General features: G+C 65.8%; 18 protein-coding genes. All 18 read left to right on the top strand.

All coding sequences use genetic code 11. From position 1 onward, the window contains the following. Window positions 1–157 precede the first annotated feature (157 nt). Window positions 158–358: a hypothetical protein gene (locus BGO62_RS12870; RefSeq protein ID WP_296643134.1), complete on the top strand. Its 201-nt coding sequence runs from the start codon at window positions 158–160 to the stop codon at window positions 356–358. Then, window positions 355–621 carry a hypothetical protein gene (locus BGO62_RS12865; protein ID WP_296643131.1) on the top strand — a complete coding sequence of 89 codons (267 nt, stop codon included), beginning with the start codon at window positions 355–357 and terminating at the stop codon, window positions 619–621. Before BGO62_RS12870 ends, BGO62_RS12865 begins: the two co-directional genes overlap by 4 nt. Continuing rightward, window positions 618–1,226 (top strand): phage tail protein, encoded by a 609-nt coding sequence (locus tag BGO62_RS12860; protein ID WP_296643130.1) that lies wholly within the window; start codon window positions 618–620, stop codon window positions 1,224–1,226. The genes BGO62_RS12865 and BGO62_RS12860 overlap by 4 nt, the downstream gene beginning before the upstream one ends. Window positions 1,227–1,366: 140 nt before the next feature. Beyond that, window positions 1,367–1,837: a terminase small subunit gene (locus BGO62_RS12855; RefSeq protein WP_296643124.1), complete on the top strand. Its 471-nt coding sequence runs from the start codon at window positions 1,367–1,369 to the stop codon at window positions 1,835–1,837. Then, entirely contained in the window at window positions 1,837–3,993 is a 2,157-nt protein-coding gene (locus BGO62_RS12850) for a terminase gpA endonuclease subunit (RefSeq protein WP_296643123.1), read from the top strand. The genes BGO62_RS12855 and BGO62_RS12850 overlap by 1 nt, the downstream gene beginning before the upstream one ends. Then, window positions 3,980–4,243: a hypothetical protein gene (locus BGO62_RS12845; RefSeq protein ID WP_296643122.1), complete on the top strand. Its 264-nt coding sequence runs from the start codon at window positions 3,980–3,982 to the stop codon at window positions 4,241–4,243. Before BGO62_RS12850 ends, BGO62_RS12845 begins: the two co-directional genes overlap by 14 nt. Before the next feature lie 312 nt (window positions 4,244–4,555). After that, complete coding sequence (locus BGO62_RS12840) at window positions 4,556–4,810, top strand: hypothetical protein (RefSeq protein WP_296643120.1); 255 nt, start codon at window positions 4,556–4,558, stop codon at window positions 4,808–4,810. Window positions 4,811–4,882: 72 nt separating this feature from the next. Further along, on the top strand, window positions 4,883–5,446 hold the full coding sequence (locus tag BGO62_RS12835; protein WP_296643116.1) for a hypothetical protein: 564 nt from the start codon (window positions 4,883–4,885) through the stop codon (window positions 5,444–5,446). Continuing rightward, window positions 5,443–7,092 (top strand): phage portal protein, encoded by a 1,650-nt coding sequence (locus tag BGO62_RS12830; RefSeq protein WP_296643112.1) that lies wholly within the window; start codon window positions 5,443–5,445, stop codon window positions 7,090–7,092. The genes BGO62_RS12835 and BGO62_RS12830 overlap by 4 nt, the downstream gene beginning before the upstream one ends. A gap of 2 nt (window positions 7,093–7,094) precedes the next feature. After that, the gene (locus tag BGO62_RS12825; protein ID WP_296643111.1) at window positions 7,095–9,203 is read left to right on the top strand and encodes a phage major capsid protein; all 2,109 of its coding nucleotides are present in this window, start codon (window positions 7,095–7,097) and stop codon (window positions 9,201–9,203) included. 60 nt (window positions 9,204–9,263) lie between these two features. After that, complete coding sequence (locus BGO62_RS12820) at window positions 9,264–9,575, top strand: hypothetical protein (protein ID WP_296643109.1); 312 nt, start codon at window positions 9,264–9,266, stop codon at window positions 9,573–9,575. Between the two features lie 42 nt (window positions 9,576–9,617). After that, entirely contained in the window at window positions 9,618–10,667 is a 1,050-nt protein-coding gene (locus BGO62_RS12815; protein ID WP_296643108.1) for a hypothetical protein, read from the top strand. Window positions 10,668–10,851: 184 nt separating this feature from the next. Further along, window positions 10,852–11,148 (top strand): hypothetical protein, encoded by a 297-nt coding sequence (locus BGO62_RS12810; RefSeq protein ID WP_296643106.1) that lies wholly within the window; start codon window positions 10,852–10,854, stop codon window positions 11,146–11,148. Window positions 11,149–11,159: 11 nt separating this feature from the next. Next, a complete protein-coding gene (locus BGO62_RS12805) occupies window positions 11,160–11,582 on the top strand; it encodes a hypothetical protein (RefSeq protein WP_296643102.1) in 423 nt (140 codons plus the stop codon). 15 nt (window positions 11,583–11,597) lie between these two features. After that, window positions 11,598–12,365 (top strand): hypothetical protein, encoded by a 768-nt coding sequence (locus tag BGO62_RS12800; RefSeq protein WP_296643100.1) that lies wholly within the window; start codon window positions 11,598–11,600, stop codon window positions 12,363–12,365. A gap of 12 nt (window positions 12,366–12,377) precedes the next feature. Then, a complete protein-coding gene (locus BGO62_RS12795) occupies window positions 12,378–12,974 on the top strand; it encodes an HNH endonuclease signature motif containing protein (RefSeq protein ID WP_296643098.1) in 597 nt (198 codons plus the stop codon). Continuing rightward, on the top strand, window positions 12,971–13,465 hold the full coding sequence (locus tag BGO62_RS12790) for a hypothetical protein (RefSeq protein WP_296643097.1): 495 nt from the start codon (window positions 12,971–12,973) through the stop codon (window positions 13,463–13,465). Before BGO62_RS12795 ends, BGO62_RS12790 begins: the two co-directional genes overlap by 4 nt. Then, on the top strand, window positions 13,462–13,692 hold the full coding sequence (locus tag BGO62_RS12785; protein ID WP_296643095.1) for a hypothetical protein: 231 nt from the start codon (window positions 13,462–13,464) through the stop codon (window positions 13,690–13,692). Before BGO62_RS12790 ends, BGO62_RS12785 begins: the two co-directional genes overlap by 4 nt.

Below are 13,692 nucleotides of genomic sequence, written 5' to 3'. Positions count from 1 at the left end.
GCACACGTATACGCGCGTGCGTAACACCCGCTACACACACAACACCTCGTTTCAGGTTAGGAAGGTTAGGAAGGTTAGGAACAAGCCCTGTTTATGCGGCTTCCACCCTTCCTAACCTGCTCCCAACCTTCCTAACCTCTGCCGGAAAGGATCTGTGATGCCCGAGAAACTGACCCGAGCCCAGCGCTCAGCCATCAACAAGCGCGCCCTCACACTGGCCAGCCGGCTGCGCGATCAAGCCTATTGGGCCTATCGCATCCGCCTGACCGAGCAGGCCAGGGTCGATCCCGATTCGATCCACGCCGACGATGCCACGCCCGGGCCGGACATTTCAGACCTGCTGGAGTTCGACGTATGACGGTCGAACTGAACACGATGCGGGCGGACTACGTCCTGGTGCGCCGCTGGTGGAAGGAATCCGAGGGTTGGACCGAAGCCGATCTGGCCGAGGCCGACCGGGGCGTGAAGGCCGCCGTCGACAGCAATGACGCCGAGCGGATCGCGTTGTGGGCGAACTGGCTGGCCGGGATGGCTGAGGAGATCCGGCGCTTCACCTCAATGGTGCACGCCGCCGAGGATCGCATGCGGGCAGCGGCGTCGGCGGAAAGGCAGGCGGCATGAGCACGATCAGCATCCGCAATAACTTCCCCGAGGTGGCGGCCAGGCTGAACCAGCTGGGCACGGACATCGGCAACAAGGCGGTGGTGCGGGCGCTGAACACGACGATCGATCAGGGCAAGACCCAGATGGCGCGGCAGATCAGCCAGGAGTTCAGGGTGAGCGTGGGCACGGCCAAGGATCGCCTCAAGGTCTACAAGGCCTCGGCACGCAACGGTGCGTTCAGGCTTGTGGCCACGCTGGAGGCCACGCGAAAAGACCCGGGCCGATCGATGAACCTGATCGCGTTCGTCACCAAGGGCAAGGTCAGCAAGGCGTCTGCCAAGCGCAGCGGGCGCACCGACCTGGCTGGCCAGCTGCAGTTCCAGATCAAGCGTGCCGGCGGTAAGAAGTCCATCAAGGGTGCGTTCGTCGGCAACATGGGCCGCACGGTGTTCATCCGCACTGGCAAGGAGCGGCTGCCGATCAAGGCGCTCAACACCATCGACATCGGGCAGATGTTCAACACCAGGCGCGTCAACAAGGTGGTGAAGCAGGTGATGCTCGACAAGTTCCCCGCTAACTTCCAGCGTGAGCTACGCGCCGTGCTGCAGGGGTACGCCAGATGATCAGGGCCGTCCAACCAGCATCGAACTTGTCGAGCGAGGGCGGGGCCCCATGTTTCACGGGTCCTTCCCAGCCCCTCCGCACACGGCGCGAAACGATCGCGGGAATTCGCCAGTTTTGTGATGTGCAGGGGGGTGCGTAAGTGTCGCGGATTGTAGGGCAGGAGCGGGTTGCGGAGGTGTTCGGGGTAGCGCCGAAGACGATCGTCGACTGGCAGGAGCAGGGGTTCCCGATCGCGTTCCGTGGCAGCCCCGGGATACCCAGCGAATACGAGTCGGCGGACTGCATCCGCTGGTATGTCGAGCGCGAGGTGAAGAAGGTTCAGAGCGAGTCGCCGAACGATCGGCTGGCGCGGGTGAAGGCCGACGCGATCGAGATGGACAACGCGGAGCGGCGCGGCAAGCTGATTCCGGCCGATCTGCTGGAGCCGAAGCTGAAGGCGGCGTTCGTGGCGGCGCGCGAGAAGTGGCTCGACGCGGTGCCGCGGCTGGCGCGCGAGCTGCCGGAGGATCTGAGCGCGCGCGAGACGATGCTGCAGGGCGAGCTGGAGTCCTTCCTGGTGCGCCTGGCGGACTGGCAGAAGGCGGACGAAGACCAGGAGGATGACGAGTAATGCCTGACGGCGGCACAGTCGACGTGGATTGCTGGGCCGAGCAGGCGCTCGATGCCATGCTCGCGCGCGTGTTTGCGCAGCTTCGCCCGCGCGAGCCGCTGTCGCCGCTGCAGTGGGTGGAGAAGTACCGCTGGCTGTCGCCGGAGGAGAACCCGGACTACGCCGGCCAGTTCGACACCGAGAACATCCCGGCGCTGCGCGGCGTGCTGGCTGCTGCCGGCGAGCCTGGCGTCGGGCGGATCGTGGCGCAGAAGCCGGCGCAGATATCGTGGACGGCCGGCGTGGTGTGCACGCTGATGGGCTATCACGCGCACTGGCGTCCTTGCGTGCAGGTGGCGATGTTCCCGCGGATCCAGTCGGCGAAGGATTTCGACGCCGAGAAGTTCGCGCCGATGGTGCGGGCCACGCCGGTGCTGGCCAAGCTCATCCGGTTGAAGTCGCGCTCCGACGGCAACAGCACCACGCGCAAGCACTACGCGGGCGGGCTGATCAAGTTCGTCGCGTCCAACTCGCCGGCCGATGTGAAGTCGACCAGCGCCAAGGTGCGCTACGTCGAGGAGCCGGACGACACGAACAAGGACGTGAAGGGCCAGGGCAACTCGATCGCGCTGCTGCGCGAACGCGGCAAGACCATCCGCAACACGCTCGAAGTCATTGGCGGCACACCCACCGCCAAGGGCGCGTCCGAGATCGAGAAGGAGATGCGCACCACCGACCAGCGGCGCTTCCTGGTGGCCTGCCACGACTGCGGCGAGCGGCACGAGCTCGACTGGTCGAACGTCACCATCCCCGGCCTCAACCTCGCCGACGACGAACTGAGGGCACCCGACCTCGACGCCCGCTGGCCCGATCGCGAGGTCTACGGCCGCGCCCGCTGGGAGGATGCGTTCTATGCCTGCCCGCACTGCGGCAGCGTGTGGACCGACGCGCAGCGCGCCGTCAACATCCGCGCCGCCGCCGCCGTCGCGCCGAACTACGGCTGGGAGCCGACCGCCGACAGCGCCGATCGCGGGTTCTACATGAATGAGTTGATGAGCGTTTTCGAGGGCAGCTACGTGCCGGTGCTAGTGGAAAAGTACCTCACCGCCCAGCACGAATTCGAGCGCGGCGAGCCGGAGAAGATGGTCGCCTTCTGGAACGCCAGCCGCGGCCTGCCGTGGGAGTACAAGGGTGAGCTTCCGGAAGAGGAAGAGCTCGCTGCGCGCGTCGAGAAATACCAGGAATGGACAACCCCTGGCGGCGTCTACCCCCTGCTCGGCGTCGACGTGCAACACGACCGCATCGCCGTGCAGTGCTGGGTGGTCGGGCGAGGCGAAGAGATGTGGCTTGCCTACTGGGGCGAGCTGTACGGCCAGACCGTCGTCGCCGGACAGGGTGCCTGGATCGAGCTCGAGCAGATGCTCGGCCAGACCGTCAAGCACGCCGGCGGCAGCGACCTGCGCATTGCCGGCGTCGGAATCGACTGCTCAGACGGCCAGACCTCGGACGCAGCCTATTCCTTCGTCCGCCGCCACAACCGCGCCGACCGCCCCGTGCTGGCCCTCAAGGGCGCACCCGACAACGAAGGCCGCGTCGAGATCTGGACGCCGCCCAAGCCCGTCGACCCTAACCACCGCAGCACCAAGGCCAGCCGCTACGGTGTGCAGATCCACCAGGTGGGCACCGCCAAGGCCAAAGACCTCATCCTCGGCTGGGCGCAGGAAGGCGGACGCGTGCGGCTGACTGGAAATGGCGCCGGCCGCATGCACTGGTACGAAGGCGTCCGCGCCGACTTCTTCGAGCAGCTGCTGTCCGAGATGAAGATCCCGCACCGCCTCAACCCGCGCAAGCGCTACTGGAAAGCGCGCACCGACCGCCGGCAGGAAGGCCTCGACTGCTGCGTCTACACCCTCTACATGAGCCGCCACCTGCGCCTGCACCTGCGCCGCCAGGTGCAGTGGGACATCGATGATCTGCGCCTGCGCCAGGGCGATCTGCTCGCCACGCCCGAGCCCAGTGCCCCTGCCCCCGATCCCGTGCAAACGTCTGCACCCGACCCTAGCGATGACGTCGCCGAAAAGGTCGACGCGCCGGCGGCGGACGTCGACGCCGAGCTGGCCGCGGCGCGGTTCCGCAACATCCTCAAGCAACGCCGGAGTCTGCGTGTCAACCGATAACCTGTTCCTGTTCCTGGACATGATTCGTGCCGAGCTGCAGGGCGTCAGCGACGACGACTGGGAGCGATTCAAGCGCTCGATCAGCGAGCACGCCGGCGGCTCGCGGCTCTATGTGCCGGCGCGCAGCCGCAAGCGCGATCACCTCGACCAGCTGGCCAAGCTCGGCGCGGAGGCCGACGCGCAGGAGATCTCGCGGCTGCTCGGCGTAAGCGTGCGCCAGGCGCAGCGGTTGAAGCGGCTGCGGGGGTGATGCCTGTATGACTTTCGCTTAACGGGAAATCAGGCTGGAAAAATTGCGTGATGAACATAGGGGGTAATTAATCAATGAAGTTTCTAGAAAGCGAAAGTTCCGACGGCACCGTGTTCCTGTTTGGTTTGGGTGTTGTAGATCGAATTTCTGGAGTTCCTGATGGAGCACGTGTGAGGCTTCGCCTGCGTTCCGATGACTTCGCTATGGCTTTCGTTCGAACGTTGTCCTCAGTCACTCAACACGCTCTTGTTCGCAGTCCTGATGGTGGTGTTGGGCTTGGTCCGGAGATCGCTATGAATTTACGGAGAATCAATGAAGTGTGACTGCCTGAACTGGTGCGGCGACGATTCGCGCGTCGCCGATGGCAAGGTTCGCGCGTGCGCGCATTGGAAGGCAGAGAGGGCGCGCGCTCATGAGCTTGTGCGCGTGCAGCAGATCGCGACTGCGCTCGCCGATTCCGCGCTCGCCAATGGGACGGTGCTCGTGTCGTCGACGGACATGGACGATATCCGGAATCTGATCGAAGGCAGGCCGACGAGCGGCTCGCCAGTCATGCCCGCGCGTTAGCCCAGGCCCCCTCCAACTCCCGCGACATTCCTTGCCTACAAATGTCGCACCCTGCCTGCCACGCTGGCAGGCATGGAACTCCCCACCAATGAACCCACTGCGATCCGCGCCGGCGATTCGGCGTCGTGGACGCGCGAGCTGCCGGAGTATTCGGCGGCCGATGGCTGGGCGCTGAAGTATCGGCTGCTGTATGCGTCGGGCACCGCGCAGACGTTCACCGCCACCGGCGCGGGCACGCTGCACACGGTGAGCCTCACGGCCGCGAACACGGCCGCGTGGGTGGCGGGTTCGGCGACGCTGGTGGCGTATGTGGAGAAGTCGGCAACGAGCGAGAAGGCCACGCTCGAATCGACGCCGGTGACCATCCTGCCAGACCTCACGGTCGCGGCCACGCACGACGGCCGCAGCGCCAACCGCATCGCGCTCGAAAACGCCCGCGCCGCGCTGGCGGCCTACGTGCAAAAGGGGCAGGTGCACGTCGCCGAGTACGACATAGCCGGCCGGCGCATGAAGTTCCGCGATTCGCAGCAGATCACCGACCTGATCCGCTACTACGAATTCGAAGTCGCCAAGGAAGACGCGGCGATCGCGCTGCTGAACGGCACCTCGCCTGGCCGCGTACAGGTGCGCATGTGAGTCTTTTCGGCAACCTCTTCAAGCCCCGCGAAACTTCCGCCCAGCGCGCCGAGTGGATGGAGTCCACGCTGCGTACGGTGGCCGGCCAGGTGCAGGCGCGCATGGTGCAGGATCTGCGGCAGGCGCAGCGCAACTTCGAAGCCGCCGAGACGCCGGCCTACACCGAGAGCTGGTCGACCAGCGAGGTGCACATCAACGAGGCGCTCGCGCGCCAGTTGCCCACGCTGTGGGCGCGGTCAGCTGGGCTCGCCCGCAACAACGAATGGGCGGCGGGCTATCTCACCGCGCTCGACGACAACGTGCTCGGGCCCAACGGCATCCAGCTGCAGATGCGCCTGAAAAAGGCGCGCAGTGAGGAATACGACCGCGACACGAACCGCGCCTTCGAGGACGCCTGGGCAAAGTGGGGCGAGAACGCCGACGTCTCCGGTCTGCCGTGGGATGAGGTCGAAACGCTCGCGATCAACACACTCGCCCGCCGCGGCGAGCTGCTCTATCGGCTGCTGCCGGGATCGGGGCCGATGGGCTTTCAGGTCCAGATGCTCGACCCAACGCTGCTCGATGTGACGCTCAACCGCGCCTGGGGCGGCAACCGCATCCGCATGGGCAAGGAAATCGACGACGCCGGCAAGCCCGTCGCCTACTGGCTGCAGGTCGCCAAGCAGGGCGACGCGCCAGCCGGCTATGTCACCGTCGGCCGCCACGTGCGCGTTCCCGCCAGCGAGATCGTGCACCGCTACGTGGTGGAAGAAGTCGGCCAGCTGCGCGGCATTCCCTGGCTGACCATCGGCGCGCGCCGGCTGTGGCTGCTGCACGACTTCGAGGAATCCGCCGCCGTCGCCAGTTCCAACGCCGCCAAGCAGATCGGATTTTTCGTGAGCCCGGACGGCAACGCCCCGCCCGGGTTTGCCGACACCATCGTGTCGTCGGTGCTCGACGCGGCCAAGGCCGCCGGCAAGGTGCTCACGCCGGACGAGATCAAGACCATCACCGCCGCCGCCGAGAAATTCCAGACGCTCGCACCCGGCACCTGGGACACCATCCCGCAGGGCTACGACGTGCGCTTCAACCAGTCGCAGTGGCCCAACGTCAACGCCGACACCTACACCAAGGGCCACGTGCGCGCCTGGTCCGCCGCGCGCGGCATCAGCTACGTCACGGCCGGCAACGACCTCGAAGCGGTGAACTACTCCAGCGCGCAGGTCGGCATCCTCGGCGAGCGCGAGCACCACAAAAAGACCCAGACCCGCCTGCGCAAATGGCTGCACGCGCCGGTGCTGCACGCCGCCGCGCCCTACCTCGCGCTTGCCGCGCAGGGTCTGCGCCCCAGCCTGGTCGATGCCTACCGTGCCGCCGCCACCTGGCAGCCGCGCCGCTGGGCCCCGCTCGACCCGAACAAGACCGCAAACGCCAACGAAACGAATTTGCGCCTCGACCTCACCAGCCGCCGCCGCATCGTGCTCGAACGCGGCGAAGACCCGGACGAGCTGTTCGCCGAAATCGCCGAGGAGAAAAAGCTCTTCGGCGCGATCGCGCCGGCCAACGGCAATGCCGCCCCCGCCGAGCCGGACGACGACGAGACCAAGCCCGCCAAATCCCGCCACCTGCATCTGGCCGCCGCGCGCGGCCTTGAAAACGGAGACTGACCATGCCGACCGCCACTGCCGAACAGCCAGCCAAGCGCCAGCGCATCGAAGGCACGCTGCACCGCAGCCTGCCCGCCACCCTCACCGTCCGCGCCGCCGAAGAGGGCGCCACCGACGACGGCCTGCTGCGGCTGCGCCTCTCGGTGTCGAGCGAAGAGCCCTACCTGCGCAGCAGCTGGTGGAGCGAGCCGTGGGTGGAAACCCTGGGCCACAAGGAAGGCGAGGTCGATCTCGTGCGCCTCAACGGCGGCGCGGCCGTGCTCGCCAACCATGACCGCTACACCGCCGTCGGCGCCACGCCGCTCGCCGCCATCGGCGCCGTCGAGCGCGCGTGGCTCGACGGCGACCGGCTGCTGGCCGACCTCGTCATCAGCCGCCGCGAAGCGCTCGCGGATCTGCGCCAGGACATCGCCGACGGCCTCGTGAAAAACGTCTCCATCGGCTACCAGATCAACGAGCGCACGCTCACCAAGGCTTACGACGACCAGCCCAACGAATACCGCGTCACGGACTGGACACCGTTCGAAATCTCCCTGGTGGATATCCCGGCCGACGCCACCGTCGGCCTGGGCCGCCAGGCCTCCGAGCAAGACACGCCGCGCTATCGCGTGGTCGATTTGCCCACCCCCGGCGCCGCCGGTTCACTCGAAACGAAAGGACATACCATGCCTGACATCATCACCGACCCGGCGCCGGTCAATAACCCCGCCGCCACCCGTTCCCACATCGAAGTCGGCGCCGACCCGCTGGCCGCCGAGCGTGCACGCGTCAAGGACATTACCGCCATCGGCAAACAGCACGGCCTCGCCGACCTGGCCGAGCGCGCCATCGAAGCCGGTACCGACCTCAACGTTTTCCGCGACCAGGTGCTGCAGTCGCTCACCGCGCGCGGCACGCTCAAGCCCGCCGAGTCGCCCGAGATCGGCATGAGCCAGAAAGACGTCGAGGAGTTCAGCTTCTGCCGCGCGCTGCTGGCCGCATCCGATCCGGTCAACGCGCACAAGTTCGCACCCTTCGAGCTCGAGTGCAGCCGCGCCGCGCAGGACAAGCGCGGCGACTCGCGCAGCAAGGACCGCGAAGCCGCGATCACCATCCCCGTCGACGTTCTGGCGCGCGGCATGGCCATGAACAGCACCATGGCCGCCAACGTCGCTCGCAGCCTGATCAAGCGCGCCATGGCGCGCGGTGACGAGGCGATGTTTGCCTACCGCGACCTCACCGTCGGCGCGCCCACCGGCGGCGGCAACCTCGTCGCCACCGAGCTGCTCGGATCGAGCTTCATCGACCTGCTGCGCAACGCGATGGTGCTCGACCGCTTGGGCATCACCTGGTTGCGCGACCTGAACGGCAACATCGCGATCCCCTCGCAGACCGGTGCCGCCACCGGGTACTGGGTTGCGGAATCCGGCGCGCCCACCGAGAGCCAGCAGACCGTCGGCCAGGTGCCGCTGTCGCCCAAGACTGTCGGCGCCTTCACCGACTTCAGCCGCAAGCTTCTGCTGCAGTCCAGCCTTGACGTCGAAGCCTTCGTTCGCGCCGATCTGGCCTCCGTGCTGGGTCTATCCATCCAGCTCGGCGCCCTGGTTGGCGGCGGCACCAACGAGCCCACCGGCTTGCTGAACCTCAGCGGCATCGGCTCCGTCGCCGGCGGCACCAACGGCCTCGCGCCCACTTACGACCACATGGTCGATCTGGAAAGCGCCGTCGCCAACGCCAACGCCGACAACGGCAACCTGGCCTACCTCACCAACACCAAGGTGCGCGGCAAGCTGCGCAAGACGCAGGAATTCGCGTCCACCAACGGCAAGGCGGTGTGGACCAGCATGGCCGGCCAGCGCGGAGTGGGCGAAGTGCTCGGCTACGAAGCCTTCACCAGCAACAGCATGCCGAGCAACCTCGACAAGGGCACCAGCACCGGCGTCTGCTCCGCGATCGCCTACGGCAACTGGGCCGACCTGATCGTCGCCATGTGGGGCGGCCTCGACATCATGCTCGACCCCTACACCGGCGCCACCTCCGGCACCCGCCGCGTCATCGCCCTGCAGGACCTCGACGTCGCCGCCCGCCACGCCGCCAGCTTCGCGGTGATGAAAGACGCGCTGACCGCGTAACCCAAACCGCACGGGCCCTGCCGCAAGGCGAGGCCTTGCCTCGTTCATCTGGAGAAAACCATGCCCAAAGTACTCATCACCGAATCCTGCCTCATCAACCGCGGCGACGACCGCGGCGGCGTCCACTGCGAAGTCGGAGAAATCGTCGAAGGCGTCCCCAAGGACATCGCCTTCGAGCTCGCCCGCATGGGACGCGCTCTCTTCGTCGACAGCAACGACGACCCCACCAAGGGCAACACGCTCACCGCCAGCAAGGAAATGCTCAAGGCCGCCGACGACATGCGCCGCGCCCGTGCCAAGGCCGCCAAGGAAGCCAGCGCCCCCGCAGCCGATGCAGGCCAGGGCGGCAACAGCGAATCCGGTCAGGCCTGAGCCGCGCGCTGATCCCCACCCCCACCCACTGCGAGACACGCCATGACCATCCAGCTCACCGCCCCCATTCTCGAAGCCGGCGTCGAACAGGCCACCGGGACACAGCTGACCTTGAGCGCGGATCGCGAGGCCGAGCTGGTGAATCGTGGGGTGGCGGTGTATGTGGGGGATGATCCGACGAGAGGGGGGCTGACGCCGCTGCTGTTCGATGTTGAGCGGAATGTGGCGGTGCATCCGACGACGGGGGGGAACATCTCTGTCGGTCTGCGCAACAAATCCGTTTGGTACCGTTTGCGCCAATATTCCGGAGGACCGCTGGTTGACGCGATGGGAAATGGCCCTGACATTCCGCTCGTCGATACGACAGGTACCCCCAATGTGTGGGCAAATGCCAAGTGGGCCACCCCACCGAATGATGGGACTGGCAAGGCTTCGACCTATGCCCGCGTGATCGGGAACGCATACCTTAATGATCTGTGCGCCATCGAAACGCTTATAGCTTCCCAGGGGCTGCTGTTTTTTGCCGCTGATATTTATCCGGCGACAACGGGCGCGACGGTGGATAAAACACAGACCATCTTCATGATGGGCGCCGGGGTGGGGAATGACTCGGTTCAGGCTTTCACCATGAGTCAACACATAGCAACGGGCGTCGGGCGGGTACGCATTTGCGACAAATTCGACGGAGTCACCCCGAACGTGATTGGTGTCGCTGAATCAGCGGCACTCACAGCCGGCGCGAGGTCCGCACTGTGCGGGTATATCGACACGCTCAATAACACTGTCGCCGTGTCCCTGAATGGCGGCGCGTTCACCACGGCTGCGATTGATTTCTCGACCGGAAACTGGAATGACGCGGAAGCTCAGTCTTTTGGTTTCTGTATGCTCGCACTAAATCCGGAGTCCGCAGTAGGTGCGACTCCGGTGCAGTTTATGGGAGGCAGCGCCGCAACGCTTGGAACTCGCTGCTCTGGCTTGTTCATTACTCGATTCGATACACACCCCGGACTTGATTTTGTGCGTCAACTGGCTGTCGCGTTTAGCGATGCGGCTGGAGTGTTCCCTGACGATCTACGGACTGGCAAGTATTAAAAGCCGCAGCAGAGGTTCGGATGATCAAAATGACCGCCCCATCAAGTTCGAGCCGCCGAGGGGCGGGGTGAGAAGCGATAAATTATCACAGCAGATTCGCGCCGCCTTCGGGCGGCTTGTTTCTTTCCACCCCGCGACATTCCTTGCCTACAAATGTCGCACCCCTCCTGCCACGCTGGCAGGCATGGACTTCTCCGACCTTGCTCCCTTTTATGCCGACTTCGGCGTCGCGGTGACGCACACGCCGCAGGCGGGGGCGCCGGTCACCGATCGCGGGATTTTTGACGCGCCGGGCATGGCGATGGTCGGCGGCGAAATGATCGGCACCGACTACAGCGTGCGCTATCCCGCGGTCACCTTCAACGTCGTGCGCGGCGACAGCTTCACGATCAACGGCGGCACCTACCAGGCGCGCGAGAACCCGCAGCCGGCGACGTTCGACGGCCTCGATCTCGTGGTGCCGCTGAGGAAGGTGAGCTGATGGCGGCGAGCGTGTTCGAGCTGATCATGGCGCGCGTGCACGCGGTGCTGCTGGCCGGCTCCACGGCCGCGGGCACGCACGTTTTCCGGGGGCGCGACGACGCGTTCGGCGACGACGAGCTGGACGCGATCAACGTGCGCCGCGCCGACAGCGGCGGCGACGTGCTCACCTCCAACGGCGAGCGCCACCAGCTCGCCTTCACCCTCACCTGCATGGCCGCCGGCGACGACTGGGAAACCGCCGTCGACGCGCTGCACATGCAAGCCCACGCGCTGCTGCTGGCCGACGCCGTCATCGCGGCCAAAGGCAAGGGTCTGCGCCTGCTTTCCACCGATCTGCAAAACGACTCGGCCGACCGCGTGCGCGGCCGCCTCACCGCGCGTTACCAGATCCAGATTCTCGTTCGCCCCGGCGATTTTTCCGTCGCCACTTAACCAGGAGCACACACCATGGCAATGATCAATTTCGGAGTCGGCCGCATCATCACGGTCCCGCAGAAGCTGGCGGACGGCACGGCCATCGCCAACCCCACGCCCGTCATCATCGGCGACCTGCAGGACGTCTCGGTCGACATGTCCGTCGAGATGAAGACCCTGCGCGGCAACAAGCGCTACCCCATCGCCGCCGGTCAGGCCGGCGGCAAGATCGAGATCAAGGCCAAATACGCCAAGCTCGACGCCGCCATCATCGGCAGCCTGTTCCTCGGCAAGGCCGCCACCACCGGCATCAAGGCGGTCAAGCTCGACGACGCCTACACCATCCCTGCCACGCCCGGCCCGTACACCGTCACCATGGTGCCGCCCAGCTCCGGCACCTTCGTCGCCGACATGGGCGTGGTGTTCACCGCCACCGGCGTGCAGCTCACGCGCGTGGCGAGCGCACCCGCCACCGGCGAGTACTCGCTCAACGCCTCCACCGGCGTCTACACCTTCGCCGCCGCAGACCAGGGCAAGGCCATCAAGGTCAGCTACGAATACAGCGCGGCGACCGGCGGCCAGATCCTGACGCTCACCAACGAGACCATGGGCTACATGCCCAGCTTCACGCTCATGCTGCAGAACAGTTACGACGGCAAGAACCTCGTCTGCAAGCTTAATCGCGCGGTGTCCAACAAGTTCGCGCTGCCGCTCAAGTCCGACGATTTCGCGATCTACGACTTCGAGGCGGAAGCGTTCTCCGACGCCGCTGACGAGCTCGGCTACATTTGTCTTTTTTAGAGTGGGTGCTGAATGAAGCACTGCACGAAGTGTGGCGTTGAAAAGCCGCTGTCCGAGTTCTCGATGCATAGGTCCAGTCGAGACGGGAAGCAGTCGCGGTGTAAGGCGTGCGCTAACGCCTACGCTGCGTATGCCGCTGACCCCGAGCGCAAGAAGGCAAAAAGCGCCGCGTGGTACAGGGCAAATAAAGAGAAGGCAGATGCCACCGCCGCCGCCTGGAGTAAAGCGAACGCGGCGCGCAAAAGAGCAACCAACGCGGCGTTGTATGCCGCGAATCCCGAGCGCAAAAAGGCAGTCATGTCCGCGTGGGTGAAGGCGAATCCAGAGAAGGTCCGCGTCATCCAACACAATCGCCGCGCACGTAAACGCGATATGGGTGGCAGGTTGTCCTCCAGTTTGCCCGCGCGCCTGTTTTCGTTGCAGCACGGGAAATGCGCGTGCTGTGGGCAACCGCTCGGCGACAAATACCATCTCGACCACATCATGCCGATCTCGCTCGGTGGCGCTAATACCGACGACAACATTCAGCTTCTGCGCCAGCGTTGCAATAACCAAAAACACTCAAAGCACCCGGTTGAGTTTATGCAATCACGAGGGTTCCTGTTATGAGTGCCGTCGTCGTTTCCGTGTTGCCGGGCGCCGGGGTGTGGCCACGGCTGGTTGCCTTTGTGCGCAGCGTCTTCTCGCGCCGCGTGCTGCTCGCCCTCGCGGGCGTCGATACCGTCGTGCTCGCCGGCCACGTGTACGCCGTGCGCGCGCGTCCGCTCGGCGTCGACCGTGAACTGGTCCCGGCGCTGATCCGCTGCAGCCAGGCCTTCGTGCGCATGGAGGTCACCGACGCGCTGTACGACGACATCGTCAAGACGCTGTCGCTCGGGCTCAACGCGCCCGCGCGCCAGATCGAGTCGCATGCCGTCTCGCTGTGGGACCTCGCCCCGGTCATCGACCTCATCGCGCGCGTCAACGGCCTGCAGACCATGGAGGCTGGCCGGGCCGACCTGGGAAAGATTCTGGAGGTGCTGGCACAGACTGGGACGGACTCTATGCCTGGATCGTCAGTGCCACCGGCTGGACCTGGGACCACGTCGACCAATGCGTGACGCTGCCGCAGGTCGACGCGCTCTCGGCATTCTGGGCCAGCGTGCCGCCGCCCAACGTGCAGCTCAAGCGCATCGCGCTCGCGCTCGGCCTGCCCGACACCCAGCCCCTGCATACGTCTGCAACGCCGACCAGCGCCGAGGATGCGATGCGCGCCGCGCTGGCTGCCGGCCTGCCGGTGATGGAAGGTCGGCCGGACGATCCCATGCTTGATCTGATCGGACTGTGA

The organism is Thiobacillus sp. 65-1402 (genome assembly GCF_001897685.1).
GTDB lineage: Bacteria > Pseudomonadota > Gammaproteobacteria > Burkholderiales > Thiobacillaceae > Thiobacillus.
This window is presented reverse-complemented; position numbering and strand designations above follow the sequence as displayed.

Excerpts from the sequence above, each read along its gene's own strand:
- BGO62_RS12870 (WP_296643134.1), top strand. The coding sequence starts at position 158 with ATGCCCGAGAAACTGACCCGAGCCCAGCGCTCAGCCATCAACAAGCGC.
- BGO62_RS12865 (WP_296643131.1), top strand. The coding sequence starts at position 355 with ATGACGGTCGAACTGAACACGATGCGGGCGGACTACGTCCTGGTGCGC.
- BGO62_RS12860 (WP_296643130.1), top strand. The coding sequence starts at position 618 with ATGAGCACGATCAGCATCCGCAATAACTTCCCCGAGGTGGCGGCCAGG.
- BGO62_RS12850 (WP_296643123.1), top strand. The coding sequence starts at position 1,837 with ATGCCTGACGGCGGCACAGTCGACGTGGATTGCTGGGCCGAGCAGGCG.
- BGO62_RS12840 (WP_296643120.1), top strand. The coding sequence starts at position 4,556 with ATGAAGTGTGACTGCCTGAACTGGTGCGGCGACGATTCGCGCGTCGCC.
- BGO62_RS12835 (WP_296643116.1), top strand. The coding sequence starts at position 4,883 with ATGGAACTCCCCACCAATGAACCCACTGCGATCCGCGCCGGCGATTCG.
- BGO62_RS12825 (WP_296643111.1), top strand. The coding sequence starts at position 7,095 with ATGCCGACCGCCACTGCCGAACAGCCAGCCAAGCGCCAGCGCATCGAA.
- BGO62_RS12820 (WP_296643109.1), top strand. The coding sequence starts at position 9,264 with ATGCCCAAAGTACTCATCACCGAATCCTGCCTCATCAACCGCGGCGAC.
- BGO62_RS12815 (WP_296643108.1), top strand. The coding sequence starts at position 9,618 with ATGACCATCCAGCTCACCGCCCCCATTCTCGAAGCCGGCGTCGAACAG.
- BGO62_RS12810 (WP_296643106.1), top strand. The coding sequence starts at position 10,852 with ATGGACTTCTCCGACCTTGCTCCCTTTTATGCCGACTTCGGCGTCGCG.
- BGO62_RS12800 (WP_296643100.1), top strand. The coding sequence starts at position 11,598 with ATGGCAATGATCAATTTCGGAGTCGGCCGCATCATCACGGTCCCGCAG.
- BGO62_RS12795 (WP_296643098.1), top strand. The coding sequence starts at position 12,378 with ATGAAGCACTGCACGAAGTGTGGCGTTGAAAAGCCGCTGTCCGAGTTC.
- BGO62_RS12790 (WP_296643097.1), top strand. The coding sequence starts at position 12,971 with ATGAGTGCCGTCGTCGTTTCCGTGTTGCCGGGCGCCGGGGTGTGGCCA.